23 protein-coding genes are annotated in these 26255 nt (G+C 38.8%); all 23 read right to left on the reverse strand.

The window, feature by feature from the left end:
- The gene (gene nusB / locus BLP54_RS05450) at nt 1–423 is read right to left on the reverse strand and encodes a transcription antitermination factor NusB (protein WP_090167565.1); all 423 of its coding nucleotides are present in this window, start codon (nt 421–423) and stop codon (nt 1–3) included.
- Between the two features lie 112 nt (nt 424–535).
- Nucleotides 536–913, reverse strand: a complete 378-nt coding sequence (locus tag BLP54_RS05455; protein ID WP_090167567.1) for an Asp23/Gls24 family envelope stress response protein — start codon at nt 911–913, stop codon at nt 536–538.
- A 78-nt stretch (nt 914–991) separates the two neighbouring features.
- Nucleotides 992–2320 (reverse strand): HD-GYP domain-containing protein, encoded by a 1329-nt coding sequence (locus tag BLP54_RS05460; RefSeq protein WP_090167569.1) that lies wholly within the window; start codon nt 2318–2320, stop codon nt 992–994.
- A 56-nt stretch (nt 2321–2376) separates the two neighbouring features.
- Nucleotides 2377–3093, reverse strand: a complete 717-nt coding sequence (gene surE / locus BLP54_RS05465; protein ID WP_090167571.1) for a 5'/3'-nucleotidase SurE — start codon at nt 3091–3093, stop codon at nt 2377–2379.
- 14 nt (nt 3094–3107) lie between these two features.
- Nucleotides 3108–3866 (reverse strand): SDR family NAD(P)-dependent oxidoreductase, encoded by a 759-nt coding sequence (locus BLP54_RS05470; RefSeq protein ID WP_090167572.1) that lies wholly within the window; start codon nt 3864–3866, stop codon nt 3108–3110.
- Complete coding sequence (locus BLP54_RS05475; RefSeq protein ID WP_090167574.1) at nt 3863–4450, reverse strand: HD domain-containing protein; 588 nt, start codon at nt 4448–4450, stop codon at nt 3863–3865. The genes BLP54_RS05470 and BLP54_RS05475 overlap by 4 nt, the downstream gene beginning before the upstream one ends.
- Nucleotides 4451–4473: 23 nt before the next feature.
- Nucleotides 4474–5025 carry a macro domain-containing protein gene (locus BLP54_RS05480; RefSeq protein ID WP_090167576.1) on the reverse strand — a complete coding sequence of 184 codons (552 nt, stop codon included), beginning with the start codon at nt 5023–5025 and terminating at the stop codon, nt 4474–4476.
- Between the two features lie 105 nt (nt 5026–5130).
- Entirely contained in the window at nt 5131–5616 is a 486-nt protein-coding gene (locus tag BLP54_RS05485; protein WP_090167578.1) for a phosphatase PAP2 family protein, read from the reverse strand.
- 24 nt (nt 5617–5640) lie between these two features.
- Nucleotides 5641–5967 carry a hypothetical protein gene (locus tag BLP54_RS05490; RefSeq protein WP_090167580.1) on the reverse strand — a complete coding sequence of 109 codons (327 nt, stop codon included), beginning with the start codon at nt 5965–5967 and terminating at the stop codon, nt 5641–5643.
- Between the two features lie 319 nt (nt 5968–6286).
- The gene (locus BLP54_RS05495) at nt 6287–7255 is read right to left on the reverse strand and encodes an alpha/beta hydrolase (protein WP_090167582.1); all 969 of its coding nucleotides are present in this window, start codon (nt 7253–7255) and stop codon (nt 6287–6289) included.
- Nucleotides 7256–7379: 124 nt separating this feature from the next.
- On the reverse strand, nt 7380–9818 hold the full coding sequence (locus BLP54_RS05500; protein ID WP_090167585.1) for a homocysteine S-methyltransferase family protein: 2439 nt from the start codon (nt 9816–9818) through the stop codon (nt 7380–7382).
- 5 nt (nt 9819–9823) lie between these two features.
- Nucleotides 9824–10726, reverse strand: a complete 903-nt coding sequence (locus tag BLP54_RS05505; protein ID WP_090167587.1) for a LysR family transcriptional regulator — start codon at nt 10724–10726, stop codon at nt 9824–9826.
- A 134-nt stretch (nt 10727–10860) separates the two neighbouring features.
- A complete protein-coding gene (locus tag BLP54_RS05510) occupies nt 10861–11790 on the reverse strand; it encodes a hypothetical protein (protein WP_090167590.1) in 930 nt (309 codons plus the stop codon).
- A gap of 166 nt (nt 11791–11956) precedes the next feature.
- On the reverse strand, nt 11957–12712 hold the full coding sequence (locus tag BLP54_RS05515) for a response regulator (protein ID WP_090167592.1): 756 nt from the start codon (nt 12710–12712) through the stop codon (nt 11957–11959).
- Nucleotides 12713–12733: 21 nt separating this feature from the next.
- Nucleotides 12734–13366, reverse strand: coding sequence for an Hpt domain-containing protein (locus BLP54_RS05520; protein ID WP_090167594.1), 633 nt, complete (start codon nt 13364–13366; stop codon nt 12734–12736).
- 87 nt (nt 13367–13453) lie between these two features.
- Nucleotides 13454–15814, reverse strand: coding sequence for an HD domain-containing phosphohydrolase (locus BLP54_RS05525; protein ID WP_090167596.1), 2361 nt, complete (start codon nt 15812–15814; stop codon nt 13454–13456).
- Between the two features lie 19 nt (nt 15815–15833).
- Nucleotides 15834–20045 (reverse strand): hybrid sensor histidine kinase/response regulator, encoded by a 4212-nt coding sequence (locus BLP54_RS05530; RefSeq protein ID WP_176754481.1) that lies wholly within the window; start codon nt 20043–20045, stop codon nt 15834–15836.
- Between the two features lie 23 nt (nt 20046–20068).
- Complete coding sequence (locus BLP54_RS05535) at nt 20069–22237, reverse strand: HD-GYP domain-containing protein (protein WP_090167599.1); 2169 nt, start codon at nt 22235–22237, stop codon at nt 20069–20071.
- Nucleotides 22238–22273: 36 nt separating this feature from the next.
- Entirely contained in the window at nt 22274–23854 is a 1581-nt protein-coding gene (locus BLP54_RS05540) for a PP2C family protein-serine/threonine phosphatase (protein WP_090167601.1), read from the reverse strand.
- A gap of 16 nt (nt 23855–23870) precedes the next feature.
- Nucleotides 23871–24308, reverse strand: a complete 438-nt coding sequence (locus BLP54_RS05545; RefSeq protein WP_090167604.1) for an ATP-binding protein — start codon at nt 24306–24308, stop codon at nt 23871–23873.
- A 168-nt stretch (nt 24309–24476) separates the two neighbouring features.
- On the reverse strand, nt 24477–25298 hold the full coding sequence (locus BLP54_RS05550) for a response regulator (RefSeq protein ID WP_090167607.1): 822 nt from the start codon (nt 25296–25298) through the stop codon (nt 24477–24479).
- Between the two features lie 13 nt (nt 25299–25311).
- On the reverse strand, nt 25312–25803 hold the full coding sequence (locus BLP54_RS05555; RefSeq protein WP_090167609.1) for a hypothetical protein: 492 nt from the start codon (nt 25801–25803) through the stop codon (nt 25312–25314).
- Nucleotides 25804–25862: 59 nt separating this feature from the next.
- Nucleotides 25863–26162, reverse strand: coding sequence for an STAS domain-containing protein (locus BLP54_RS05560; protein WP_090167611.1), 300 nt, complete (start codon nt 26160–26162; stop codon nt 25863–25865).
- Nucleotides 26163–26255 lie beyond the last annotated feature (93 nt).

A 26255-nucleotide genomic window follows, 5' to 3' on the forward strand; every position in this document is an offset into this window, starting at 1 on the left:
TTAAACTAACTTAGCTAATGCTCCGTTTACGAAACCTGCTGAGCTGTCTGTACCAAACTCGTCTGCTAAAGAAACTGCCTCATTGATAGCTACACCTACTGGAAGTGCCTCGTACTTGATCTCGTATAAAGCAAGACGGATAAGTGTAAGATCCACCTTTGCCATACGTGTAGTCTTCCAACCATCAACTGACTTATTGATAAGCTCATCAATCTCTGGAAGCTTTGCGATAATAGCTTCTGACTTAGTCTTGATGTATTCCTCATCCTCAGGTGTCTTATTGTTCTTTGCCAAATCCTCTGTCTCGGCATTGTTACGCCCCTGAAGGAAGGTATTTATAACACTTTCCATGTCATCAGTGTCATGAAACTCGTTCATGAAAACTGCCTTGAATACTTCTTTTCTGACTTCATGTCTATTCATAAATAAATACTCCTAAAAAATGTTGATATTTAGAATAATATAGGGATGCCATCATAACGATAGCACCCCATAATTATACATTAATATGCATAAAAAATAAATAACTGCTGGACTAGTTGTTTGAAGAAACACTAACTGTAGCGATACGGATATCTACAGCTGTAACAACAAGACCTGTCATAGTCTCAACGGCCTGCTTTACCTTCTCCTGAACCATGCCTGAAACCTTTGGAATCTCATAGCCATATTTCATATTGATAGCCATGCGAACTACAATCTTTCCTGGGTCTGAATCAACGACTCTGATAGCCTTTGCAAGCTTACCCTGTCCAGCCTTTGAGATATTATCTGCTGTAAGATTACCAGCTAAAGACTCAACGCCCTCAACCTCTACAGCACCAAGACCTGCGATGATTCCAACTACCTCCTCAGAGATATTAACACCGCCGTCACCATTAACATTTATTACAAAATTCTTATTTTCTGCCATGTCTGCCTCCTAAATACTTATAGAAAAACTAGAATAATTATAGCAAACTAGGGGTAATTGGTAAACCTGTTTTCAAATTCATTTTATTTCCACAGGCTCATCCCTGTATTTCAGTCTGATTTCTTCAATCTGATCGTAGTATTTGTCAAAGGCATCTACTACTTTTGGTGAAAACTGTTGGCCACGCTGAATAATTATTTCGGTTCTTGCTCTTTCTGCTGGCCAAGGCTCCTTGTATGAGCGCTTGCTTGTAAGGGCATCATATACATCTGCCACCGAAACAATCTGTGCATAAACGGAAATTTCTTCCCCCTTAAGTCCCTGTGGATAGCCTTTTCCATCCCAGCGCTCGTGGTGCTGATGCGCAATTTCTCTTGCCACATCTAAAATAACTCCGTTGCTATGTGATAAAAGCTCATTACCATAAGAGGAATGCCCCTTTATAATATTGTATTCTTCATCCGTAAGCTTTCCCGGTTTTTCAATAATCTCATTTGGAATCATAAGCTTACCAACATCATGCAACATGGATGCAATTTTAATAATGTCTATATCTACATCATTATCTAAAAGCTCAGACGCCAAAATAGCAGTATACTCTGAAACTCTGCGGACATGCTCTCCTGTCTCACCAGATTTTGCCTCTGAAATAGTAGCAAAATTCCTAATAATTTCAGTTTGGTTTTCCTGAAACTTTTTCATGTATTCTATTTTATTTGACTGTTCTCTCGACAGATATACATTTAATTTTGAAAAACCTGCAGAAAAAGCACAGGCTAAAATTACTATTCCATCCAACCAAAGCACTAGCACATCCTTCTCTTCTGAAAGAACATACTGGAAAAAATACAGTGCACAATAGCAGCTATCTATTAAGAAAAACAGCGCAATGTTATAGAAAAGCACAGGCTTCCAGCTTAGTGAATATAAATGAGTGGATACATATTCCACATCGTTTTTATGTACCATCATAAGTAGAATGACGGCAACAGCATATACAATTAAATAACTTATTTTTGTAGGAGATATAATCAGTGCGAACCTGTCCTGAAGAACATACTGAATAAACCATGTTGAAGAAATAACTACAGGTAGCTGCATTATTTTTGAATATAGAATTAAAGGTATGATATAAGCTATTGCATCATAAAATAATACAAATAATGTATAAGCACCAAAGAAACTGGCATTGGTTTCATCAAGAACAGGTCTTATAAGAACAGCGAAAAACCATGAATAGAGAAGCTCGGCAATTATAGAAACTATTGGTCCTGAGATAAAAAAAAGAACTATACCCAGCCCAAATTTTTGCAATCTTGTGTATTTGTCCCTCACTGTCATCAATGAAAAAAGGACAAACAGAATCGCAGGTATGAATCTTGGCCAATGATATAGTACTAGTTCCATGCCGCACCTCCACTGCTAAATTCTAGCAAAGAAGTGTGGCATAATTATGAATATTATTAGAATCCGATATTGTTCACAACTCCAACGGAAACATAGTTGTTTAAGACAGCGTGATAATCCGAATCCTCTTCTGCTTCAGGAGTGTAGACTCCCTCAACCATATATCTGATACCGCCATCGTCCAGTTCTTCTACCACGTTGTAGTGGTCCTTGTAAAACATTCCCTGTGAAACAGTTCTGTTGTAAAGGATTCCCTTGCAGTCTGAAAGAGGACAATCCGGGAAGTTAACATTGTGAATGTGACCAGGCTTTAATGGCTGGTCTAAGAGTCTTTTTAGGATTTCGCGAATATATTTATCAGTGACGTCCTGAAAATGACAGCCCTCGGAAAAGGCTATGGCATGATATCCCTGAAATGTGGCCTCAAAGGCAGCGCCAGCTGTGGCCGAATACTGAATATCAGATGCTACATTAAGACCAAAATTGATTCCTGAAAGAACCACATCAGGCTTTTCAGGCATAACATTAAGACCTCCTACCCTGACACAGTCCCCCGGTGTGCCACTGCAGGAATATGCATGAACACCTTCGATAGGAAAATCCTCAAATGGGTATATATCAATAGCACTGTGAAGGCTGATGCTGTGACTTGCCGCACTGCGCTGGCTCTCCGGAGCCACAACCCAAACCTCTCCAAATTCTCTGGCTACTCTGGCAAGTCTGATAATGCCTGATGCCTCGATGCCGTCGTCATTTGTAATTAGAATTCGCATATGTATTCTCCCATTTAACCAAGCTTTTTCTTTTGCTGGTGACCTGTCATTTTAACTAGAATCGGATATGGCACAAGATGTGAAAATGTAGTAGCTAACTTCATTCTAAGTGAAGGAACAATAATCAGCTTCTTTCTATCCATTCCTTTTAAAGCTTCCTTAACGCACTGCTGAGGTGTGATTCCCTTTAGAGAGAAAACTACATCAGCATTCTCATTAAACTCAGTATCTACTGGACCTGGGCAAAGGGCACTAACCCTTACCTCACTGCCCATTTCTTTAAGCTCCACCGCAACTGCTCTGGTGAGACTGACAACATAGGCTTTTGAAGCATAGTAGCCTGCCATATAAGGACCACCTGGCAGAAGACCTGCTGATGATGCCACATTTAAAATATGGCCTGAACCTGCTTCCTGCATATTTTGAAGGATACCCTTGAATAAAATATGCATGGCCACATCATTAACCTTGAGCATCTGAAGCTCTTTTTTAATATCTGTCTGAATAAAAGCTCCCGCTAAGCCAAGGCCTGCGTTGTTAATGAAAACATCGATATTCTCATCCTGAAGTGTCTCCAAAAGTTTAAAGCATTCCTTTTTCTTGCTGAGATCCACCGGGATGATTTCCACTGGTACTGAAACCATCTCCTTTAGCTCTTCAAGACGTTCTACTCTACGTCCTGTAACGATAAGCCTGTAGCCTCTGTTTGCGAGCTGAATGGCAAACTCCTTTCCGATACCAGATGTAGCTCCTGTAATCAGTGCAGTTTTCATTCTTTGATATTCCCCTTTTCTATATTGCTTTGAATAATATCATTAACTACTTCGAAAAGCTTCTCAGAACCAAGCTTTGTTTTGTCCTGTCTGCCGTGAACCTGTGCCGATGTGACACCGTGCTGTCTCCAGTCTTCTCCACCATTGCTGTTGTTAAGCATCAATGGCTGCAAATTATCCATTGCATGGGCAAACTTTGATTCTGAAGTCTCATAGGCTTCGAATTCATCAAAAAGAGCTATAAGCTCAGCCTTCTGATCATCTGGAAGAAGTGAGTAAATCTTTTCCTTGGCTGCATCTTCCCTAGCCTTCTGGGTCTGGAGATTGACCTCGTCATAAGCATAGGTATCGCCAGCCTCTATCTCCACAATATCATGAATCAGACACATAAGCATAACCTTTGAAATATCCACTTCTTCGTTGGCGTATTCTCTTAAAAGATATGCCATGATAGCCATATGCCATGCATGCTCAGCATCATTTTCATTGCGGCCATGGCCTGACAGGTGAGTCTGCCTGAATATATTCTTCTCTTTGTCAATTTCTAGTGCAAAATCCAATTGCTTCTTAAGTCTTTCGTCCATGGTCTCGTCCTTGCTGAAATATATTAATCTTCTTCCTCTACACGGAAAAAATTATTGTACTCTATCTGTGCTTCTGCTAGTTCACCTCTTCCGAAGGCGCAAAGCTTCACATCAATTGAATAATCTGGGAAGTCTTTATTAAATTTATCATATGCTCGGCAACACTGCTTGGCAGATTCCGCTGCTGGATGTGCTAAATTCCCCCCGAAGATTCCAGAACTGATAAGTGGAAATGAAATACTGTGATAATCATTTTCCTTGAGTGTAATCAATGAATTGTAGTATGCATCGAATAATTCCTGATAAGCCTTAGGTGTAACAGAAAAGTTAGGACCTACAGCATGAATTATTGCCTTTGCATTTGTAAGTCTGAAGGATGGTGTGATTACAGCATCTCCATCATTAAGTGGTGTGTCAATCTTTTCGCAGGCATCTGTAAGCTCATTCATTCCCGCCTTTGAAAAAATAACTCCACAAATTCCTCCCCCGGCCCATAAGCCTTTGTTTGCAGCATTAACTACTGCATCCACCTCCTGCTCTGCACAAGATCCGTGGATTAATTCAATATTGCTCATTTTATTCCCCCATAATACTTAAAAAATTTCTTATACCAAATATATTACCACAACTTAATGGTTTAAGTTAATGTCAAACTTTATAAGGTTCCCCTCAAACTTTATTTATACCTTATAAGTCTTCTCTACATACCAATTTGTAAACGAAATTGTGAACAATGTTAAAAAGCATCCTGCCCAAACATCCGTCGCATAATGTACTCCTAAGAGCATACGTGAAATCATGGTAGAGCCTGTTATAAATATTGCAAGAACCCAAAATGCTACATCCCACTTCTTACTTCTAAGTTTTGGAACAAATTTCTTTAAATAAACCAAAATAAAGCTAAGAGCCGATTGCGCTGCATGACCTGATGGAAATGACGAATCATGTGCAATAGGATGATGTACATACCAATAAGTAAACTGGCTATCAGGGTCTGTCAAAGTGATAAATCGTGGTCTATTGAAGCCGTACTTGATAATAGTTTGCCCTAAAACAGCTACAAGTGTGGCAACAAGTCCGACCATCATTACTTTTCTGAGCTCTACCACCTGAGCATAACTGCATATATATCTATTTGCCCACATTGAGAAACGAATAAAAAGCATGTCTAATATAAAGATTACTCCCAGCTATCTACTATTCAACATACCTACAGACAGTAAATTAAAGCCCACAAATACAATCAAAGAAAGCCATCCCAATATGATGGACACTACTCTCTTTTTGGCTACTCTAATAGTAAGAAAATTGCTGATTGCAAAAAACATTCCTGCCATAGGCGTAGTAAGCAGACCAACTATTTCAAAAAATCTCGCATAGGAACTATCAAATCTGTAAACAGCTTTTGCGATAGGTAAATCATAGAAAGTAAAAATACTCATTCCCAATACAAAAACTATAATCCATAATGCGGAATTCCACACAACTCTTTTTATACTAGATTTGTTTTCACCCATGCCATACCACCTTAAATAATCCCCCAACAATCCTTATTATACCTACTATAATTAATATTTACTCACATCATAGGTACACTATTTGCGCATGTGTACCTACTAAATCAAACCTATTCCGATTTGATAGGTATATATAAACAAAAACCGTACCCATTAATTAAGATATCATCCTATTCAATAGGTACACATTCACTTGCCCCATGCCTACTACATTCCATAATTATCTATTCAGTAGGTACAAATCTACATAAACCATGCCCACTACATCCCATAATCATCTATTCAGTAGGTACACACCTACATAAGCCGACATTAAAATCTACTCCCCTATAGCCTCATCATAAAATTCCACGAAATCTTTAAACATTTCCTGATCCAGTCTATTTTCTCCATTTCGACGGTCTAAATCCTTCTTTGCTGGATCATCATATAAATGATTATGACCTCGGGTCTCAAATTTAACAAAAACGAAATTTGGGTCATCCTTGTGATTCTCATAGAACACATCATAACTATATTCCATACCAATCACGTCATCATCTGTGCTATGAACTACCATTACATGAGCATCTGAAGCAGCAAAGCCATCCAATGCAGTATTTCTCGCATATTTTCCGTAATGAATCAACTCATGGAGCTTGATAAATGGCATCATGTAATCGATAACCTCGCCAGCTGTTCGTCTACCAAAGGATTCGAACATATCCGAAGATTTATTAAAGCCAGCGCATTCAATAACAGCCTTCACCTCTGGATGATATGTCAAGACATTGCAGGAACTATATCCACCCCAGCTGTGTCCCCAAAGCACTATTGGAAGATCAGGTATTTCCTCATTATCTTCAACAAAAGAAATGGCATGCTCTAAATCCACTACACCCTGTGGAGCTGCTCCTATTCCATCTCCCTCGCTTTTATCACAGCCTGTTGCATCATACGCAAATACGTAGTAACCATTTTGAGCAAAATAATTTGCAACATCCATATAAGAATTATGACCACCGCCATAACCATGTGCGATTATAACAATTCCTCGTTGTTCATCACCTGCAGAATATAAATAACCAGCTAGCTTCTGCCCCTTGTTAGATGTGAAGGAATACTCTTTACAGCTGAGCCCATCATAATTTTCCACATGTAGCATGTTTTCCTCTTTTGTATCGCAGCGCACATTAAGATTACTATCATAAACATATGAACAGAATACGCCCCAGCCTACAATCACCAGTAAAACCAGCGCCAGCAAAACACCTACAACAATTTTTAAAATCTTCTTTTTCTTAGTCATTCTCAAAACACTATCTCCCTTAATTTTGTTTTATAAATATTCTAACAAAAAACCCCTTATCACACTACTGTCACACTTAATATCACATAAAAAAACGGGACCCGAAAGTCCCGTTAATTCTCTACTAGCCCACTAGTTCACGAACAAGCTTTACACAACCTGCCGCATCCTCGGAATAACCATCTGCACCAATTTCATCCTTGAAAGATTCTGTAATGCAGGCGCCTCCGATGATAATCTTAGACTGACAGCCTTTATTTTTAGCTTCGATAACAACATCTGCCATCTTCATCATTGTTGTAGTCATCAGTGCTGAAAGTCCTATAATTTCAGCATTCAGCTCCATTGCCTTATCTACAATATCAGTAGCAGGAATATCCTTGCCCATATCAATTACGTTGTATCCGTAATTCTTAAGCATAAGGGCGCAAAGATTCTTTCCTATGTCATGAATGTCTCCCTCTACTGTCGCGATAACTACAGTAGCCTTTGGCTCGCCAGATGCACTTGCAAGAAGTGGCTCGATTAATTTCATTCCAGTCTCCATTGCATTAGCTCCAGCAATAAGCTGAGGAAGGAAATATTTCTTCTTATCATAGAGCTCACCTACCACATTGATACCCTTTATAAGATGCTCCTCGATAATAACCTGTGGATCAACTCCGTCAGCAATGGCTTTGTTTACTTCTTCAACAATCTGTTCTTTTTTACCTTTAACAACGCACTGGGCGATAACGGATAAGCCCTCGCAGGCTGATGCAACAGTAAGTCCACCTCCTGCACTAGCACCGGTACCACCAGCAGGTGCTGCCGCTGCAGCCTTTGCTTCCACAACTGGAAGAGCAGAATATTTCTCTAAAGCTCCTGGCTTATTCATCAAAGTATCTGCTGCCGCTGCGCAATACATCAGCATTTCCTGATTCGGATTTGCGATAGCCATGGTAAGTCCACGACTGACAGCGATAGTAAGATAAGTCGTATTTACGAATTGACGATTAGGCATACCAAAGGAAATATTCGAAAGACCACATACAGTTGGAAGTCCTAATTCGTATTTACAATAATCAATTGTTTCAAAACACTGTAAGCCTGCTGTTCCTTCAGCACCAACTGTCTGAACCAACACATCTACCACAGCATCTTCCTTCTTAAGTCCAAGCTCCACGGCCTTATTTAAAACTGTATTGATATGCTGCTTTTTCTCATCCATATCTTTTGGAAGACCAGCGCCAGAAAGAGGAAGCGTGATAAACATTGCTCCGTACTTCTTTGCAAGCTTCAGCATTGGTTCCATCTTCTCCTGTTCTGCAGAGATGGAATTAATAAGGGCGCGACCTGGATATATACGAAGTGCTGCCTCCATAACGTCCACGTGGCTGGTATCAATACAGAGAGGCAAATCAACGGATGAAGTAACCTCATAGATACTATCAAGCATCATCTGTTTTTCATCGATACCGTTCATACCCATATTTACATCAAGGATATTTGCGCCGCGTTCCTCCTGCTCTCTGGCAAAATCCACTACCATAGAAAGTGAGCCATTGCGCAAGCTTTCCTGGAATTTTTTCTTTCCTGTTGGATTGATTCGCTCACCGATTAACATAAATGGACCATCCAAATCAATCCATGTATTCATACGCTCTGAGGTAACCACACGAAGCGACTTATCAACAACCTTATGTGGTGCCTTATCCTTAAGACGTGAAACCAACTCTCGAATATGCTCCGGAGTAGAACCACAGCAACCACCAAAAAGTGAGGCTCCAGCTTCGTATAATTTCTCACAGGCATCAGTAAATTCTACTGGTCCCATTTTATAAACTGTCTTTCCATTTTCAAGTTCGGGAAGACCAGCATTAGGCTTACACATAATTGGAACTGTAGCAACTGGTGCAATCTGCTGCACCAACTCCAGCATAGCATCAGGACCAGTACTGCAATTCATTCCAATACAGTCAACTCCCATAGACTGAAGCACGATTGTAGCTGTATCGGGTGATGTTCCATAAAGTGTCTTTCCATCTGGATTATAGGTAAGTGAAACGATAATTGGTAAATCACAGGTCTCTTTAATGGCAAGAACTGCTGCACGGCACTCCTGAAGACTCATCATAGTCTCAACAACAAATAAATCCACGCCTTCTTCCAAAATGGCACGAACCTGTTCCTTGTAGCAATCCACTAAATCCTCAAACATTAAATCTCCAAGAGGATAAAGCTGTTTACCTGTCATTGAAATATCAGCCGCCACAAACTTTCCTTCAGGACAAATTTCACGGGTAAGTCTCACCAGATTACGGTTGATATTAACCAAATCCTCTGCCATACCGTACTCATCAAGCTTAATTCTTGTACCTGTAAAGGTAGGTGCAAGCACGATATCTGAGCCTGCATCATAATATGCCTTCTGTACCTCCTGAATAGCCCATGGATTATCAAGAATCCATTTTTCTGGACATACACCAGCTGCCATTCCTCTCTTCTGAAGCTCAGTACCTGTGGCACCATCAATAAACACTGTTCTCGTTTCAAGTAACTGTCTAAATTCGTTTCTAGTCATTAACATTACTCCTCAATTGCATGTCTTACATAATCCAAAAACTCTACGGCCACTGGGCCAGGTGTGTATTCCTTATTAATTAAATATCCAAACTCAATCTGTCCTCCCTCATTGAACAGCTCAATGCCTGGAATATACTCACTCTCATAATTTATGAAAGACTCAGCACTAAGATTTGCCAGATGATTCTTCTCTAACATATTGTGCATAACATAATCACTATTCGTAATTACGGATATGTCCTTACTTATATCGATATCATCCCCATCAGCTGTCTGCCATTTACCATATCGAAGATATGCATCATTCTCAGACTGGATAAACTTAAGTCCGCTAAGCACCTTTGAGTGCTTTTTCCTTGCATAGGCCTTGTCTTCTGGTTCGAAATAAACCATACCATTCATGGTCTTCAAGGTAACAAATCGCAAATTATACTTCTTTATCAAATATTCCACCTGAGACTTTGAATCCGGAAATACGTAGATAAAGCTAAGCTCATCATCGGAAAGACGAACTCTCTCGATAAGAGACTGTGTACTGTCTGCGTGTATATAGAAGCACAAATCATCCTTTTTATGCTGTTCATAAAACTCAGAAAAACAATTTGAAAGCCATGAACTATGATTCATTCCAATTCTAACCACATTCTTCTGAGCATTGGCACTTTCTGATTCGAGTCTGTCAAAATCCATAACGAGATGACTGGCCTTCTGATAAAAAGCTCTGCCCTTTTCAGTAAGAACAATTCCCTTACTTACTCTCTTAAACAATGGGTATTCCAACTCCTTCTCCAAAGAAAGAATAACCTTGCTAACGCTTGATTGCGTTGTAAACAAAATCTTTGCCGCCTCACTAAATGAACCCACATCAGCAGACACAACAAAGTATTTTAGCTGTTTGATTTCCATTATTTATCCCTCACCCTAAAGATATGTATTCTCTACTGGAATACCTATCACTTTACTATGCTAAAGAGTATACCATAAGAAAAGGAGCAGTCCAATAAGAACTGCTCCAAAACATTCAAAGTTAATAACATTAATTATTTCTGATCAAACTCAATTGAATCAATAATTGCTGAAAGTGCATCAGATACTGGAATATCAATTGCATCATCACCACTATTAGTTACTGTAAACTCAAAGGTTAATGCTCCATCCATGTAATCTCTGCCAAGTGCTGAACAATGAAGTCCAGAATTAGAATCATCACTAACTGGCATAGCAGCATAGTAGCTGGTTACATCCTCTGTTCCAGGAAAGATACTCTCACTGTAATTTGTATCGCTTCCCCAAGCATCACCAATTGCCTTTATTGCTTCCTTACCCTTATTATCAACTGTATAAGTAGCTGTAATCATGCATGTTCCAGCACAGTCTCCTGTATATACGAAGGTTGTTATTGGGCCAGCCTGATTTACCTGAATAACATCTGGGTTATACTTTACCTGCCAACCATTTGCATCAGTGTATACAAAGTCATCACCATTCTTACCATTTACGTAATTAACAGCGTTGAAGGTATCAGCATCTGCATCCTCAACTTGCTCAAATACAAGCTCGAGGCCATCAGAAAATGATCCGACAACTTTGCCATCTTTAAATTCCTTAACTGTAAATACATCATCGATTGGATCTACGCTTCCAATATGGAAGGTTACATCATCGTAGCCAACTTCGTATTCAAAATACATCTGTGTTCCTGTAACACCATCATCAATGCTTCCTGAACCATCCCCATAGAATACATAGAAATATGTCTTATCAGGATTCTCAGCCTCAGCAGCATAATTTACATATACACCCTTTGTGAAATATGTAACTGCTGACATTGCAACTTCTTCATCATCAATCTTAGCTGACTTGAAAGTGTCAACATATGCTGACTGTCCACAGCCAACCATGCCCATTACCATTGTAAGAGCCATTCCAAGTGTAACTGCTTTTTTCATTACTGGATTAAACTTTGTCATCTTTCCTTCTCCTTTAAAATGATTTTTATTCTTTTATTGTTGTTCTCTTGTTTACATGCACATACTATCACTTGCAATATCACACTAGTGTCACACACACAAACGCAACAATAAAAAAAGAGAGAATACGCCTGTGTAGTCGCATTCTCCCTTATTATCTACTTTATTATTCTGCTTCCTGCATAAAGAAGACTTTTATCTTATTTAAAAACTCATCCTTAGGCATGGTCTTTAAAAAATATCCCTGTGGTTTCAAGCCCACCACTGACATTACACTTTCCTTGCTGTCATTTCCAGTAAGGAAAATTACTGGAATATCCTTTGTCTCTTCCTCTGCCCTTAGCATTTCAAGAACCTGTGGACCATTAGTAACTGGCATTTCATAATCCAACAAAATCATGTCTACCTTATTGGAAGCAAGCCACTTTATGGCTCGCATTCCTGAGGTAACCATTGACACCTTGTAATCGTCCACCATCCACTCACGAACCAGGCTCATGTAATTTGGATCATCATCCACAATAAGAATCTTTTTCTTTAAGTCACCTGTGGATGCCTGGCTAGCGTACTTATTGACCATTGCTATATAGTCATCGTAATCAAGTGGCCTTGGCAAAGTCCCGTAAATCAAGTGACCTGGAAATCCTGCAGCTATCTCCGCTGTATCTACAGGCTCTCCTATTAAAATTATTTTCTTATTATCATTTTCAAGATTATCAACTAAAAATGTCTTTATATCTTCAGGCAACACCTCATCCTTTTCCATATAAAAAGTGACCAAGGATGCGTCTGCCCACTGTGCATGTATCTTGTTTAAATCCATTGTAGTGAAAACAGCTTCTATATTAGCATCTGCCATTTTCTTAAGTAAAACCCTGATTATAAATGATTCCTTTTCTCCAAGTATCAATATATGTCCCATTACACCCTCCAAAAAGGATATTTATACTGCGGCCTTAATACACAAGAGAGTCTCTAATCCATCCCAGTCATACTGATGCAAAAGACGATTTACCTCATCAACAATGCGCTGATTGCTTTCAGGTAACTGATAGAGACTCAGCTCCTCCAATATCATCTCAACAGCATCAATGTCGCAGGTAGGTACAATCTCTCTTAAAGCATCGAAGGCTTCCCCTAGCTCTTCCTTTGAAATCGGCTTCTTAATAGCCTTCCTTCTCTGCTTCTCCTGAACATATCTATTCAAAATAACCTTATAACTTCTGTATTGATTCAATAAATTATAAACATTCTCGTCTATAACAGCCAGATTTCCAGACTTACCTGCCGCCTCCAATTCATAGGCAAGCTCTCCTAATTCCTTCGCCCCAATGATTCTGGCTGAGGTCTTTAGTGCATGAACCTTAATAGTAAAATATGGAATATCCCCATTCTTATAGGAATTCTCAATGTCCGCAGATTTAAAATCAATATCCTCATAAAATGAATCCAGGAACTTTTCAAAATCTCTTAAGCTACCACAATAGTGCAAGCCATCAGAGATAGATATACCAGCTATCTCAGATAAACCTATAAGTTCCTGTGGAACAGAAATATCAACTAATCCTACGTCCATTTTCACTCCTAAAACGATTAATATATATACAATATACCAATAATTGACCAAATAATCATCTATTTTCGATACAATTATGATAATTTTTTAGCTAATTCTTATATCTGTAAGAGCAACCTGGTCTCCACTGATTGTTACATACACATCCTTTGTTCCATCTTTAATGGTGGTTACATTCTCAATTGTGATTCCCATGTTTTCAGTAGAAAGACTGATGTTGTTTCCCTTTCTAACAAAGGAGATTGAACACTCCATCCCCACCTTATTTTGCTCCTTCCATACATCCCAGCCTGGGAAAGTCTCCTTCTTCTTCATTGAAAACTTGTTTTCAGCAACAGCCTCATCAGAAGAAATCTCCCCATTTATTTTGATTAATGCAAATTCTCTGTAATTTTCTCCATTTACCTTCTTGTCATCTGAGGAATAGAGAACAATATATGGGCAGTGCCATACAAGACTGGCAGAAGGAAGACTCATTGTATGGAAATCAAGCTTCATCTTATCCTCCAGTAGCACTCCCTTTGTAGAAGAAGAACGATACTGATCAATCTGTACATTTGCCAAATCGGATTCCATTCGATTTATATAGCTTTCAGTCTCCACAATCTTTGGAATATCCACTTCTCTTATCTTCTCATTGCTGATATCCACCTTTATATCGTATAAACGGCAGCCTTCTCCAGTAAGAGCAATATAAGCCGCCTTCGAACGATCAGGCAAGGCCACTATGACATCAACCTTTCCTTTTGGACTGAAGAGCTCCAGCTTTATATGATCCTCGTATTTGGCAGCAATTATCTCATAGTTGCCCTCCACTTCATTTATATCTGTCTCTGTTAGCGACTGAACATGAAGATTCTTGGCTGCAGTGGTAATAGCCTTTCCATCAAACCATACCTCTCCATATTCCAGATAATGATATGCATCAATTGCCTTTTTGTTTTCATGAACATAACCATCAAAAGCATCAAAAAGCAAAACAGCAGGCTCACTGAATCCGCCAGAGCGCATTTCATTTTTCTTCACCTTAAAGCTAATTTTAGTAAATTCCTGAATCATCGGAATTCCTACAGTAGTGGCATCACGATAGGCTCCACATTCCAGCTCTTTCTCTATCAAAGACGGAATATCCTTGATGTCATAGTTGTTCTCCATATCAAGAATTCGAACCATAAGGGCAGATATTTCCGGATCAAATTTTATCCCTGCCTGCTTAATGAATTCCTCTCGAATGGTCTGAAGTGGAAGTGGACCTCTATAGCTTCTTCTAGAGGTCATGGCATCATAAGCATCAGCCACACCCACTATTCTTGCGATTTCTGGAATGGTATTCCCCTTTAACTTCAGAGGATAACCACTTCCATCATATCTCTCATGGCTGTAAAGAGCCGCCTCCTGTAAATAAGGATATTCTTTAATACTTGAAAGAATATCACTACTGAGCACTGGAACTCGCTCAATTATTTTTCGCTCCTCATCAGTAAGCTTTTCCTTTTGTTCCAACACCTCATCAGGTATACTTACCAAACCAACATTATGAAGAAGAGCTGCATAATAAATCTCATCACACTCTTCCTCCGATTTTCCCATCATCACAGCTATTTCTCTGGCAAGTCTTGAAACACGAGCAGCGTGACCAACTGAGTACTCATCTCTTTGTTCGACTGCTGCCATAAATGCTGTGGCAGTCTGGTCGAAAAGACGCTTGGCACTCTTCTTCTCTTCTTCCAAAATCTTCATCTCATGATTATGTGCATTCAATACTGTCTCGTTTATATCAAGATAGGTAAATATGTATAGGAAAATTGAAACCATGGCCATTGACATATTTACAATAGATATTCCGTATGCAAACACCTGAACAATAGCTATTACAATAGGAACAAAAATGTAGGCAACCATTGCTCCGTATATCCATTTACTCATAATATGTCTATATTGTTGGATAACTGTATACTGAATAATTGGGCAGACAACTGGAATAATGTAGCAAATAAGAAAACCAGGTCCCCTGTGATACAAATTATTCTCATCAAAGTAATAAAACAAGCCTGTAATCTGAGAGAACACAACAAGAATCATTTCAAGTATAGCTAGAATACTTACAATGGTAATTCTCACTGGGATTCTCTCTAGCTTTCTGCTTTTTACCAATAAATCCTTAAGATACAAATTAAATCCATAGACAATACATGGTGTTAAGAAAAAAACAAAGAAATTGCTTACTCTAACCATTATGAAGCCCATGGCGCTTGTATCTCCTGAGTAAATATATGCTAATCTGTCAAAGAAAAGCAAAAAGGCCGCTACAAGCTCCATAAAAATAAGAATGAACTTGGTTCGCTTATCCAAAAATCTTGTAATCAAAAGCATCAGAACAAAGCACAGGCAGGCTGCGCTTAGTGCAAACATAATATCCAATTGATAAGCTCGAAATAGATCAAACATAGGTTATCCCCCACATTTATTATTTGTTCTCAAGCCATTCTTCCATGGCATCCCAGTCGAAAACTTTAAGCATTTTTGACAAATCGTAAATACGAATAGCATCCTCTTCTGGAAGCTTGTATTCCATAAGTCCATCCAGAATCATCGATACAGCATCAAAATCCATCTGTGGAATCACCTCAGCAAGAGCATTATATGCATCACTTAGCATATCCTCTGGCACAGGTTCTTTTCCATCATCATCTGCCATTACTCCATTGATAGCTTTTAGCTTATCCTTAAATTCATTGTACTGTTCTATGAAGGCGGCATTATTAGCATCAATAAACTCCACATCATTTCTATTTCCCGCATCCTCAAGCTGAGCTGCAAGATTCGAAAGCTCCAAGGCGCCTATGATTCGACATGAACTCTTTAACGCATGAATCTTAATAGTGTATAGTCTGACGTTACCTTCCTCGTATGCATCAGTAATTACCCTTGTATTGGAATCGATGGTATCAAGGAACAAATCAAGAGCGAAAATAAAGCTTTCAATTCCACCTGAATTCTTAATACCGTCATCGACAGAGATTCCCTCCACACTATTAATCCATAACATGTTTTCAGGAAGTTCTTTAAGCTCCTCTACTGTTTCATCTCTTGTAAACTTCTCTACCATTGATTCTGGAAGATGACGAAGAATTGTCTTCTCCAAAATTTCAGGTTCAACAGGCTTTGCCAAATAACCATTGAAGCCCTTTGAAACATAGAAATCCTCTCCTGCTGTGGAATTGGCAGTAAGTGCGTAAACTGGCACCTCTGGCTCAAACTCACGAATCTTCTCCAAGGTTTCTATTCCATCCATACCTGGCATCATATGGTCTAAAAGGATAATATCAAAGTGATTTACCCTGATTTTATCGATGGCATCCTCACCACTTGTTGATGTAGTTACAAATACTCTTGTAGCTTTAAGAAGTCCCTTGATAACATTAAGGTTCATAGGGTTGTCATCCACAACAAGAATATCTGCGTCCGGTGCAATAAACTGTGGCACATAAGGTCCCTTAGCACCTGTATCCTCATGTTCGAGGAACAAGCCGATTGGTGTTGCATCTACAATCTTCTGATTCAAAGTCAGTATAAACTCTGAGCCTTCGCCATAAGTACTTTCACACCAAAGCTGTCCACTCATCAGCTCAGCAAATCTTCTAGAGATATCAAGGCCAAGGCCTGTTCCTTGGATTGCCACATTTCGTTCTTCGTCAAGACGTTCGTAGGCTGTGAAGAGTCGTTCCATATCCTCATCCTTAACACCGATACCTGTATCCTTAACGGAAATACGAAGTGAACATACCTCATTTTCACGGGCGTCCATAGAAACATTTAAAATAAAACCACCCTTTTCCGTATACTTCACAGCATTGGTAAGAAGATTAAGGACGATTTGCTTAATCTTTCCCATATCTCCATACAGACGCTTAGGCATTATCTCATCCACAACAACATCAAAGGTAAGCTCCTTTTCAATACTTCGAACACGAATCATTGAAACAATGGAACGAAGCATATCCTGAACATCATACTCCTGCTCCACAAGATGCATCTTACCCGATTCAATCTTAGAAATATCAAGAAGGTCATTGATAAGTCCAAGAAGAGACTCTGTGGCATTTCTAATATCAAAGGCATAATTCATCATAGACATGAAATAATCCTTTGGAACACCTCTTGCGTCTTCACGCATAACCATCTCGTTCATTCCCATGATTGTATTGATAGGAGTTCTGATTTCATGGGACATGTTGGCAAGGAAGCGGGATTTTGATAAGTTGGCTCTCTCAGCCTCCTCCTTTGCCTTGCTGATTTCTATATACTGACGACGAATAATTGTAGTACCCATTACTCGCCATACAATAACAGCTGTAGCTATGGCAATTAATGCCAGAATAAATATTCTAAAGGCCCATAGTTCTCCAAGTCTTGGAGACTTCTTTATACTGAAGGTTTCATCCTGAAGTACTGTCTCTGTAGTTGGATCTATAACTTGTAAATGTAAGGTGTAATCTCCATATGGAAGAGATGTATATTCCAAAGAAGACATTTTACTTTTCTGGATAGTTACACCTTCATCACTGGCTCCCTCAAGAAACATTTTTATAGTTGGATTCAGTGTTGTATAGTCCATTACAGATGGATTAATCTGAATACGTCCAGTTGATGCAGGTATAGTATATAAGCCCTTGTCATCTGGCTTGATTAATTCATCTCCACAGTAAACTGAACCAATCATCATTTTAAATTTTCCAAAAGCCGTATAATAATTGTTGAAATTAACCTTAATTGTGCCATCTCTTCCTGGGATATAAAGATTTCCCTCATCATCACTATCGCAATAAAGATTACTGGTAAGAGCAAATGGCAAACCATTTTCAACAGTATCAAGTCTATATTCTGTTATTTTATCCTTAAGCATATCCTCCGCATTTACGGAGAACACTCCATAAGAGGATAATATCCAAGCATTACCATGATCATCAAAATAGATATCATAGTTATTATTGTAAGGAAATGATGTAATAGAGCTGATAGTCTCATCCTTTACAAGCTGAATTGAATTGGAGGTGATTAACCAAGTGACGCCATGAGCATCATCCCTTTTTATTTTCATTATTACATCACTGGTAAGACCATCTTCTCTGCTTATGTGCTTTACAATTTTTCCCTTGATGGCATAAATTCCGTCTCCATCAGAACCGCACCATACAAAGCCATCCTCCATCTCCTCAACACAGAGAAATACAGGATTTTTTATTCCCTGCTTTTCCCCATAATTTTCTACGACCTGACCATCTCTTATAATTGTTAAACCATCATTAGTTCCAACAAGTGTACTGCCGTCCTTCGCAAACGCGATACAACGCACCTGATTATTTGGCAATCCATTTTGCGTGGTATATCTTGTGATATTACCATCCTTGTCCATGCAGACAAGTCCCTTACTTTTTGTATAAGTGGCTACCCAAAGATTCCCCTTGTCATCTTCCTTTATACAACGAACTCTTGCATCCTCTATGTAATCCATTAAAGGATGCTCTGTCACTACACCATCTTTTCCAAGAATCTGTATTCCCTGATCTGTGCCCAGATAAAGATATCCATCATAATCACAGGTAGCGTTAGTAACCACATGATTAAGTCCTGCCTTTTCACAAAGATTCACGTAGTTGTTAGCAACGACTTTAACAGCACCCAGTGTAGAAGAAGAAATCCAGATGTTTCCCTGATAATCAGAGGTTAACATCTCTATGCCGCTTTCAATATCTACATCAAGTAATACAAACTGAAAGTTTTCATCCAGGTAGCCAATCTTATTAGTAGATGAAATCCATACTCTGCCACAATCATAATTAATCCAATGAATATTCGTAACAGGATGTACATCTATTTTCTTAAATCTATTTAGCTTGTCCCCAAACTTTCCATAATAAACATACTCGCCAGTTGTACCTAAATAAACATGACCTGGTACATTAGGATCTGCCATTATTGTGGTGATCTGATCAAGCCCCAAATCTTCACTTCTATATAATTCTGTAATCTGGCAATTATCAATTGCAAAAATTATTCCGCTCGAGGTCTGTCCGTAAATACGTCCCTCACTGTCAATATCAAGCTTTAAGACACGCTCCTCATTAAGGCGTTTATCCTCCAGCAGGCATACTTCCATATCCGTATTTACGTAGCACACTCCTGCAGTTGTTCCGACAAAAATATTCCCTTTAAAATCCTCTACAAAATATCTTATTGAAGAGGATGGAAGTCCATCTAAATATGTAAGTTGAGTTCTCTTTTCTCCTTCTATAACAACAACGCCATTATCATTTGTACCAACCCATATCCTGCCCTTGCTATCCTCAAGCATTCCTCTGGCACTAGTAAGCCCTTCATCCGTGCTGAGGCGTTGAAAATTAGTTCCGTCATAAGTCGTTACACCACTATAACCACCTATCCACACATGACCGTCAGACTCCCCTAAAATACACATAGAATCAGAGGTAGGCAAACCGTTGGAGGAATCATAAAGCTTTGATGAATAGCCCACTCCTGGTATCTGCTCTGTTACAGCGTAACCTCCGCCATATACCTGATAAATATTTTCTTCTTCTGTTTCTTCAGCGTAAAGCTTGAAATTCAGTCCGATTAAACTGATAAGACCAAGTAATGCTATAAGTTTTATCTTCTTCAAAACAGTCTCCTTATGGAATGGCATTAACCATGATTCTTGTTATACTTTCTATAAACGACTCGTATTTCAGGAAGTGAATCTACAAAAGCCTCCACACACTTAGGATCAAATTTAGTTCCGGCATTTTTCTTAATATATTCGATGCCTTCTTCAACTGAATACTGTACACCTTTTACTTTGGAGGAAGTGATTACATCAAAGGTGTCTGCCACCGCCATTATTCTGGCAGAAAGAGGAATAACTTCACCATGAAGTCCTTCTGGGTATCCTGTTCCATCCCAATTTTCATGATGATAGGCAGCCATGTTTCTTGCCTCCTTCAGGTAGTTCTCACCTGCTACCGTTGTAATGGCATTTTCCATAATCTTCTTTCCAGCAATAGTATGAGTTCTTTTTATCTCCTCTTCCTCTGGTGTTAGAACCCCTTCCTTATTCAAAATAGAATCTGGAACATTAATTTTTCCTATATCATGTAAAGGTGCACTTCGAACAACATCTGAGATAAACTTCGGTGTTACTTTACCTGGATAATAGCCCTTTTCCTCTAATCCCTCAGCAATAATCTTCACATAAGCAGCGGTTTTTTGAATATGAGAACCACTGTTTACATCACGATTTTCAACCAAATCTGCCATGGTAATAATCAGACCATCCTGCATCTTTGCAGTGTTCTCATTAAAATTACGGATGCTTCGAATCTGTTCAGCCTGATTAAGAGCCATGTTGCATATAGAATGATAAAGCTTCTCTATCTCATCGTTAGTATGAATATTTATCTTACGAAGTCTTCGCACTGCATTGTCTATCTCCACCTGATTGTCTCCAGCCTTTACAAAGCTTTCTACTCCAAGACCTATACTACTTATTGGATAGACCAGATAGGTACCAGTAGACCAAATACCATATCCAAGAATAGCAATAACAATAGATGCCATAATGAGAAGAATTCGCCACATAAAGTCAAATACATATTCCGCTACATAAGACATGGAAACATCGGCACCTGCATAACATACACAATTCCCCTCCGAATCAAACACAGGTATAAAAGCTGTCATAATCCAGCTCCAGCTGTTATCTGATTCAGTAGGTGGGATTACTTTTCCTTCATGGAAATCATCAACATAGCATAAGAATTCTTCGTCTAAACGAATTCTCTCTCCTGGCTTAATTCCTTCTGCGTCCCCATCATAGCCATAGCCTTCGTAATCACTACTTGCATCAAGATCAAATATGAAGACCATATCCTCACCCTCAATCTTAACTAGATAAAGATATGCTACACCTACTGCATTCTCTCGAATTTTATATAAAATGTCTTCCGTTTCTTTATAGCCTGGGTAAGTCTCACCATAGGTTATATATTCATCTATCTTTTCCGGATCCACAATGGATGCCGCAAAGGTAGCTGCAGATGTTGCAATCTCAGCCTTCTCATTCACATCCTTTTTATAATATAGGCGAAGCTCTATTATTGACATCATTGCAATAACCAAAATAGACACACCAAAAAGTAGCAGGGCAAGTCTGGTTCTCATGGAAAAATCTGTTGCCTTCCCCCACTGTCTCATAGCAACAAGCTCATCTTCCGTCAGTGGCGTCTGCTTCCAACTACTTATACTTATCTTTTGTTTGATTTTCTCCGGAATAAAATGCTGGATATTTAGGGCAAGTCCAATGGAAATACCCTTATCAAAAATATTAACAACTGTATTAGTAATAAAAAAGGTTGTGGCTTTAGAGAAACCTGTAGCCGAAATCAAACCTTCAATAGAATTTGCTATAAAAGGATTTTGTGGTGCGAGAAACAAATGCCACTGAATATATGCACCAACGCCTCCACTCATTAATCCTGCTGAAAGAACAAAAAGAATCTTATATATGAAACTGCGATTGGCATACTTCCACTCGTAGACTGCTGCAAGTATGGCAATAAAAATATTAATAATGGCAAAATACATGGAAACCCCGTTATAGATAGTGCAAAGGGCGTTAGTAAGAAGTGCCGTGAAGATTCCTGGCAAAAGTCCACCCATACATGAAACAAGTATGGTACCTATTGTATCTAGAAAAAGAGGCAATCCAAGAATTGAACAAATAAACGCAAGCAAAACATTAATGGCTATTCCGATAAGTATAAATAGCCATCCACACCAATCATATTCTTTTATCTTCTGCGAAATATTTTTCAAGTTCAAGCCTCCCCATTACCTTTTTTTCATTAAACTCTAAAAATATTTGAAGCAAAGCATAGTAATATCATCAAACTGAGGAGAATCCTCCACAAAGCCATCAATATCACGCTTCACTGTTTCAAGTAACTCTTTTGCATCCGCTTTAGGATTTTTATTAAGAGCCTTCAGCATTCGGTTTGTACCATAGAGCCTATTGTACTCATTAGCAGCCTCTGGAACACCATCCGTATATACGAATAGGCTATCACCAGGATTAAGCTGGAATTCATGTTCTCTAAACGTTATTCCATCCATTGTGGCAACTGCTGGTGAATGCTTATAAACATCCAGCTCAAACTGGCCATCTTTTCTTTTGATTGCAGGATGCTCGTGACCTGCATTAGCTGCAACAATCTTGCCAGTGGAGATTTGAATGATGCCCAGCCACACTGTGATAAACAAATCCATATCATTTCCTTCGCACAGCTGATTGTTTACATCATATAAAATAGCTGATGGTGAAAAGTTTCTATCCATCAATGCTCTATATTTAATAAGAGTCTTAGCGTTTACCATGAAAAGGGCTGCTGGCACTCCCTTTCCTGAAACGTCCGCCATTACAAGTGCCAGATGATCATCATCAATTAAAAAGAAATCATAAAAATCTCCACCAACTTCTTTAGCTGGAGTCATTGTCGCGTAGATGTCAAATTCTTTCCTCTCCGGAAATGGAGGGAACTTTCTAGGAAGCATATCAGCCTGAATCTTTGTGGCTACATTTAGCTCTGCACTGATACGCTCTTTTTCTGCGGTGATAGTTTCGATATTGTCAATGTATTCAACAATACTCTGCTCCATGCTTTGAACAGATTTTGCCAGCTCCTCTAACTCATCACCTGTTTTAATATAATTTAATGAATCATCCGTGGTGGTATTCTCAGCAAACCATTTAATATTTCTTCTTAAAACCATCAGTGGGTCGATGATATAAGAATTCATGTAATGCCAGTTCAAAAGACAAAATGCGCCCAAAAGTATCAGTGCAATAATTATCATGTTTATAATAAATCTTTGAAGTGTCGACTGGACTACTCTCATATAGGTGTCTACAAATAAAAGTGCCACAACATTTCCTTTGCTGTCCTTTACAGGAAGACAACTTGATGTAAGATATCCATACTGAGAATGTCGTACCAGATAGCTTTTAGGCTGCACTCCCTTTGTATAGGCCTCCCATAATTCATCAAAAGGCGCAGCAATAGGATCCCGGAACCCCATATTGCTTCCAGAATCATATATATACTTTATTGTTTTATCCTCATATGGGACACCTATATAAATATAGGCGGCATCTGATACCTCCTGAATATATTTAAGGTATTCCACCATTTCCTGATAGTAATCGTCCTCATACCAGGTCTTGGAATATTCTGCAATCTTATCGTGATCAATCTGCTTTAATATGATATTTGCGACCACATAACCACGCTCGTTATATAGTTTTTGTACTGATCTGTTAAAAATAAGCGAACCGCTAATGCACATTGCGATGATTGCAAGCAATGTGAATATAATAATACCTGCAAGTGCTTTGGCATGTATACCAAACTTTCTTATCTTAAGTATTTTTCTCATTCTCCCCTGATTCCCCTTATATGCGCTTCATCAATGTAAGTATATTTTTTCCTTCTTTATGGCGATAAGAAACCTCATCCATACTCTTTTTCACCATAAAGATTCCAAGACCTCCGATTTCCCTGTCCTCCACCGACAGTGTTGTATCGGGATCTTCTCTTTCCAAGGGATTATATGGCAATCCCTCATCCTTAAAAGTGAGAAAAACCTGACCTTCATCAGCCTCTAGGTCTAATTCCATAGGACCTGTCCCGGTATCGGGAATAGTCTTACCTTCCTCATCAAGCTTGCTGTAAGCATAATGAGCAATATTGACATAAACCTCCTCTACTGCAAGAGAAATCTGCATAATGCGAGCCATATCACACTCCAATGCCTCAAGCTCACCTTCCACAAACCCCATTACCTTTTCCAGGTTTTCAATTGTTGCCTCGCACTCAAAAGTCCTTTTCATAAATATTCTACCTGTAAAAATCCCTCATAAAAACCGCAAACCCCTTTGATGAATCAAATTATACTATTAATAATATCACACAACTGTCACACTTTGTTTATTTATCCACAGTTCGTGTAAAAACAAATAAGGGGCGGATGTCTTCCGTCCCTTAAGTAGTAGTCATTTTTATACAGCATCCTCATCCTCATACAAAGCATAGCTAATCTCATCAAGCTCAGCGTGATAGAATTCTGGCCAGCTATACTGATTCATATAATCACCGAGATACTGATATTTTGAGTCCTTCTTTTTATCAAGCCAGTCAAATAAATCACACTCGATTTTATCCTTAGCGATTGCCATGCTGCCTCGCTGCTTGATAATAACTCCATCCAGCTTCAGCTTCTTAAATGTATTCTGTAAATCCTGTCTAAGATTACACAGGTAAGAAAGCTTCTTATCCGGATCACCATCATCTTCCCACAATGAAGCAATCAATTCTCCATTAGTAGTTTGAGCCCCGCGATTGTTTATCAGAATAGCAACAATCTCTTTTGTTCTATTGTATTTAAATGTTACCGGCTCCCCATCCACAAAAAGCTCAAAGTTTCCAAAAGTCTGAGCGAATACTCTCTTATACTTCTTTCTAAGTTCTGGATATCTGAGAGAATCCAGCTCCTTTTGCACTCTTTTATCAGCCTCTGGTTTGTAGATGTATCCACTGGCATGAAGCTGCATGGCTTCATATGCAAATTCCTTATGCTCAGTGTAAAATATAATATTAGTGTATGGATTAAGCTCCACCAAATATTTACCAAGTTCAATTCCAGAAAGCTCAGGCATATTCACATCAAGAAAAGCCACATCAATTTCCTCTTCTCTCGCTTTAGCTAATGCTGAAAGTGAACTGTCATAAGCAAAAATATTAGCGTCTGGCTTCACCTTTTTAACAAGCTTGGTAAGTTTATCAAGGGAAGTGCGCTCATCATCTACTGCCAATATATTCATATTGCACCCTCCCCTACATTATTGATATTGATTTTGTTTTCTGATTCTTACGCTGCTCGGCTGTCATATGAAGAGGATCTGCCTCTCCTACCACCAGTGTATCTCCATCATTCATAGCCGCATCATGAAGTGGCCCCATGTTCATGTCAGCTATAACCAGGGCCGCAAATCTGTCAAAATTATCATCATCAATTACAGGGAAATGATGCTTCATCCTGTACCAGTGTTCACTGTCATAGCCTACGCTACCAATGTAGAGACGGTCTGCTGTGTCAGCTACATCATCCACGTCTGCATAAGGTGCATTTTTCATAGCTGTGTCCTCGCAAAACAGAGTTGCGTATATACGAAGTATCTTATCCCTCACTGTTTCCTCATGACCATCCTTGGCAACCTTACCAGTGGCAGACTCCATGTATGTATAGAAATAATCCTGTGCCTCATCACTATCATCAAAATTCAGAATTGCATCATAAAATTTCTTATCAATAAAGCTTTTTCCCATAATACATTACACCCTTCCTCAAAAAATAAGGGGTAGAAAAACCACCCCTCATACATATCTTACTGAATTGTAAAAATATCTGAAAAACCAGTAACCTCGAAAATTTCCTGAACCTCTTCGGTAGGATTGTTAACAACCATACGGCCCTGCTTGTTCATAATTTTCTGAGCTGATAAAAGAACTCTAAGGCCTGCACTTGAAATATATTCCAAATTTTTCAAATCAAAAGTAAGCTTTGAAACACCATCTATTACAGCGTTAATCTTTTCTTCTAATTGAGGAGAGGTGGTTGTGTCTAATCTTCCCTCAAGCTCCACAATCAAATCTCCACCATTTTTTTCATCCTTAATATTTAACATATTCTTATACTCCTCCTCGTATACCAATAAAACCTTGATTCTTGGCCTAATATTTTGAAATTATTATACTCTAACAACATTTTATACTCAATA

The organism is Pseudobutyrivibrio sp. 49, from assembly GCF_900100545.1.
Classification (GTDB): Bacteria; Bacillota; Clostridia; order Lachnospirales; family Lachnospiraceae; genus Pseudobutyrivibrio.

Excerpts from the sequence above, each read along its gene's own strand:
- nusB (WP_090167565.1), bottom strand. The coding sequence starts at position 423 with ATGAATAGACATGAAGTCAGAAAAGAAGTATTCAAGGCAGTTTTCATG.
- BLP54_RS05455 (WP_090167567.1), bottom strand. The coding sequence starts at position 913 with ATGGCAGAAAATAAGAATTTTGTAATAAATGTTAATGGTGACGGCGGT.
- BLP54_RS05460 (WP_090167569.1), bottom strand. The coding sequence starts at position 2,320 with ATGGAACTAGTACTATATCATTGGCCAAGATTCATACCTGCGATTCTG.
- surE (WP_090167571.1), bottom strand. The coding sequence starts at position 3,093 with ATGCGAATTCTAATTACAAATGACGACGGCATCGAGGCATCAGGCATT.
- BLP54_RS05470 (WP_090167572.1), bottom strand. The coding sequence starts at position 3,866 with ATGAAAACTGCACTGATTACAGGAGCTACATCTGGTATCGGAAAGGAG.
- BLP54_RS05475 (WP_090167574.1), bottom strand. The coding sequence starts at position 4,450 with ATGGACGAAAGACTTAAGAAGCAATTGGATTTTGCACTAGAAATTGAC.
- BLP54_RS05480 (WP_090167576.1), bottom strand. The coding sequence starts at position 5,025 with ATGAGCAATATTGAATTAATCCACGGATCTTGTGCAGAGCAGGAGGTG.
- BLP54_RS05485 (WP_090167578.1), bottom strand. The coding sequence starts at position 5,616 with ATGCTTTTTATTCGTTTCTCAATGTGGGCAAATAGATATATATGCAGT.
- BLP54_RS05490 (WP_090167580.1), bottom strand. The coding sequence starts at position 5,967 with ATGGGTGAAAACAAATCTAGTATAAAAAGAGTTGTGTGGAATTCCGCA.
- BLP54_RS05495 (WP_090167582.1), bottom strand. The coding sequence starts at position 7,255 with ATGACTAAGAAAAAGAAGATTTTAAAAATTGTTGTAGGTGTTTTGCTG.
- BLP54_RS05500 (WP_090167585.1), bottom strand. The coding sequence starts at position 9,818 with ATGACTAGAAACGAATTTAGACAGTTACTTGAAACGAGAACAGTGTTT.
- BLP54_RS05505 (WP_090167587.1), bottom strand. The coding sequence starts at position 10,726 with ATGGAAATCAAACAGCTAAAATACTTTGTTGTGTCTGCTGATGTGGGT.
- BLP54_RS05510 (WP_090167590.1), bottom strand. The coding sequence starts at position 11,790 with ATGACAAAGTTTAATCCAGTAATGAAAAAAGCAGTTACACTTGGAATG.
- BLP54_RS05515 (WP_090167592.1), bottom strand. The coding sequence starts at position 12,712 with ATGGGACATATATTGATACTTGGAGAAAAGGAATCATTTATAATCAGG.
- BLP54_RS05520 (WP_090167594.1), bottom strand. The coding sequence starts at position 13,366 with ATGGACGTAGGATTAGTTGATATTTCTGTTCCACAGGAACTTATAGGT.
- BLP54_RS05525 (WP_090167596.1), bottom strand. The coding sequence starts at position 15,814 with ATGTTTGATCTATTTCGAGCTTATCAATTGGATATTATGTTTGCACTA.
- BLP54_RS05540 (WP_090167601.1), bottom strand. The coding sequence starts at position 23,854 with ATGAGAAAAATACTTAAGATAAGAAAGTTTGGTATACATGCCAAAGCA.
- BLP54_RS05545 (WP_090167604.1), bottom strand. The coding sequence starts at position 24,308 with ATGAAAAGGACTTTTGAGTGCGAGGCAACAATTGAAAACCTGGAAAAG.
- BLP54_RS05550 (WP_090167607.1), bottom strand. The coding sequence starts at position 25,298 with ATGAATATATTGGCAGTAGATGATGAGCGCACTTCCCTTGATAAACTT.
- BLP54_RS05555 (WP_090167609.1), bottom strand. The coding sequence starts at position 25,803 with ATGGGAAAAAGCTTTATTGATAAGAAATTTTATGATGCAATTCTGAAT.
- BLP54_RS05560 (WP_090167611.1), bottom strand. The coding sequence starts at position 26,162 with ATGTTAAATATTAAGGATGAAAAAAATGGTGGAGATTTGATTGTGGAG.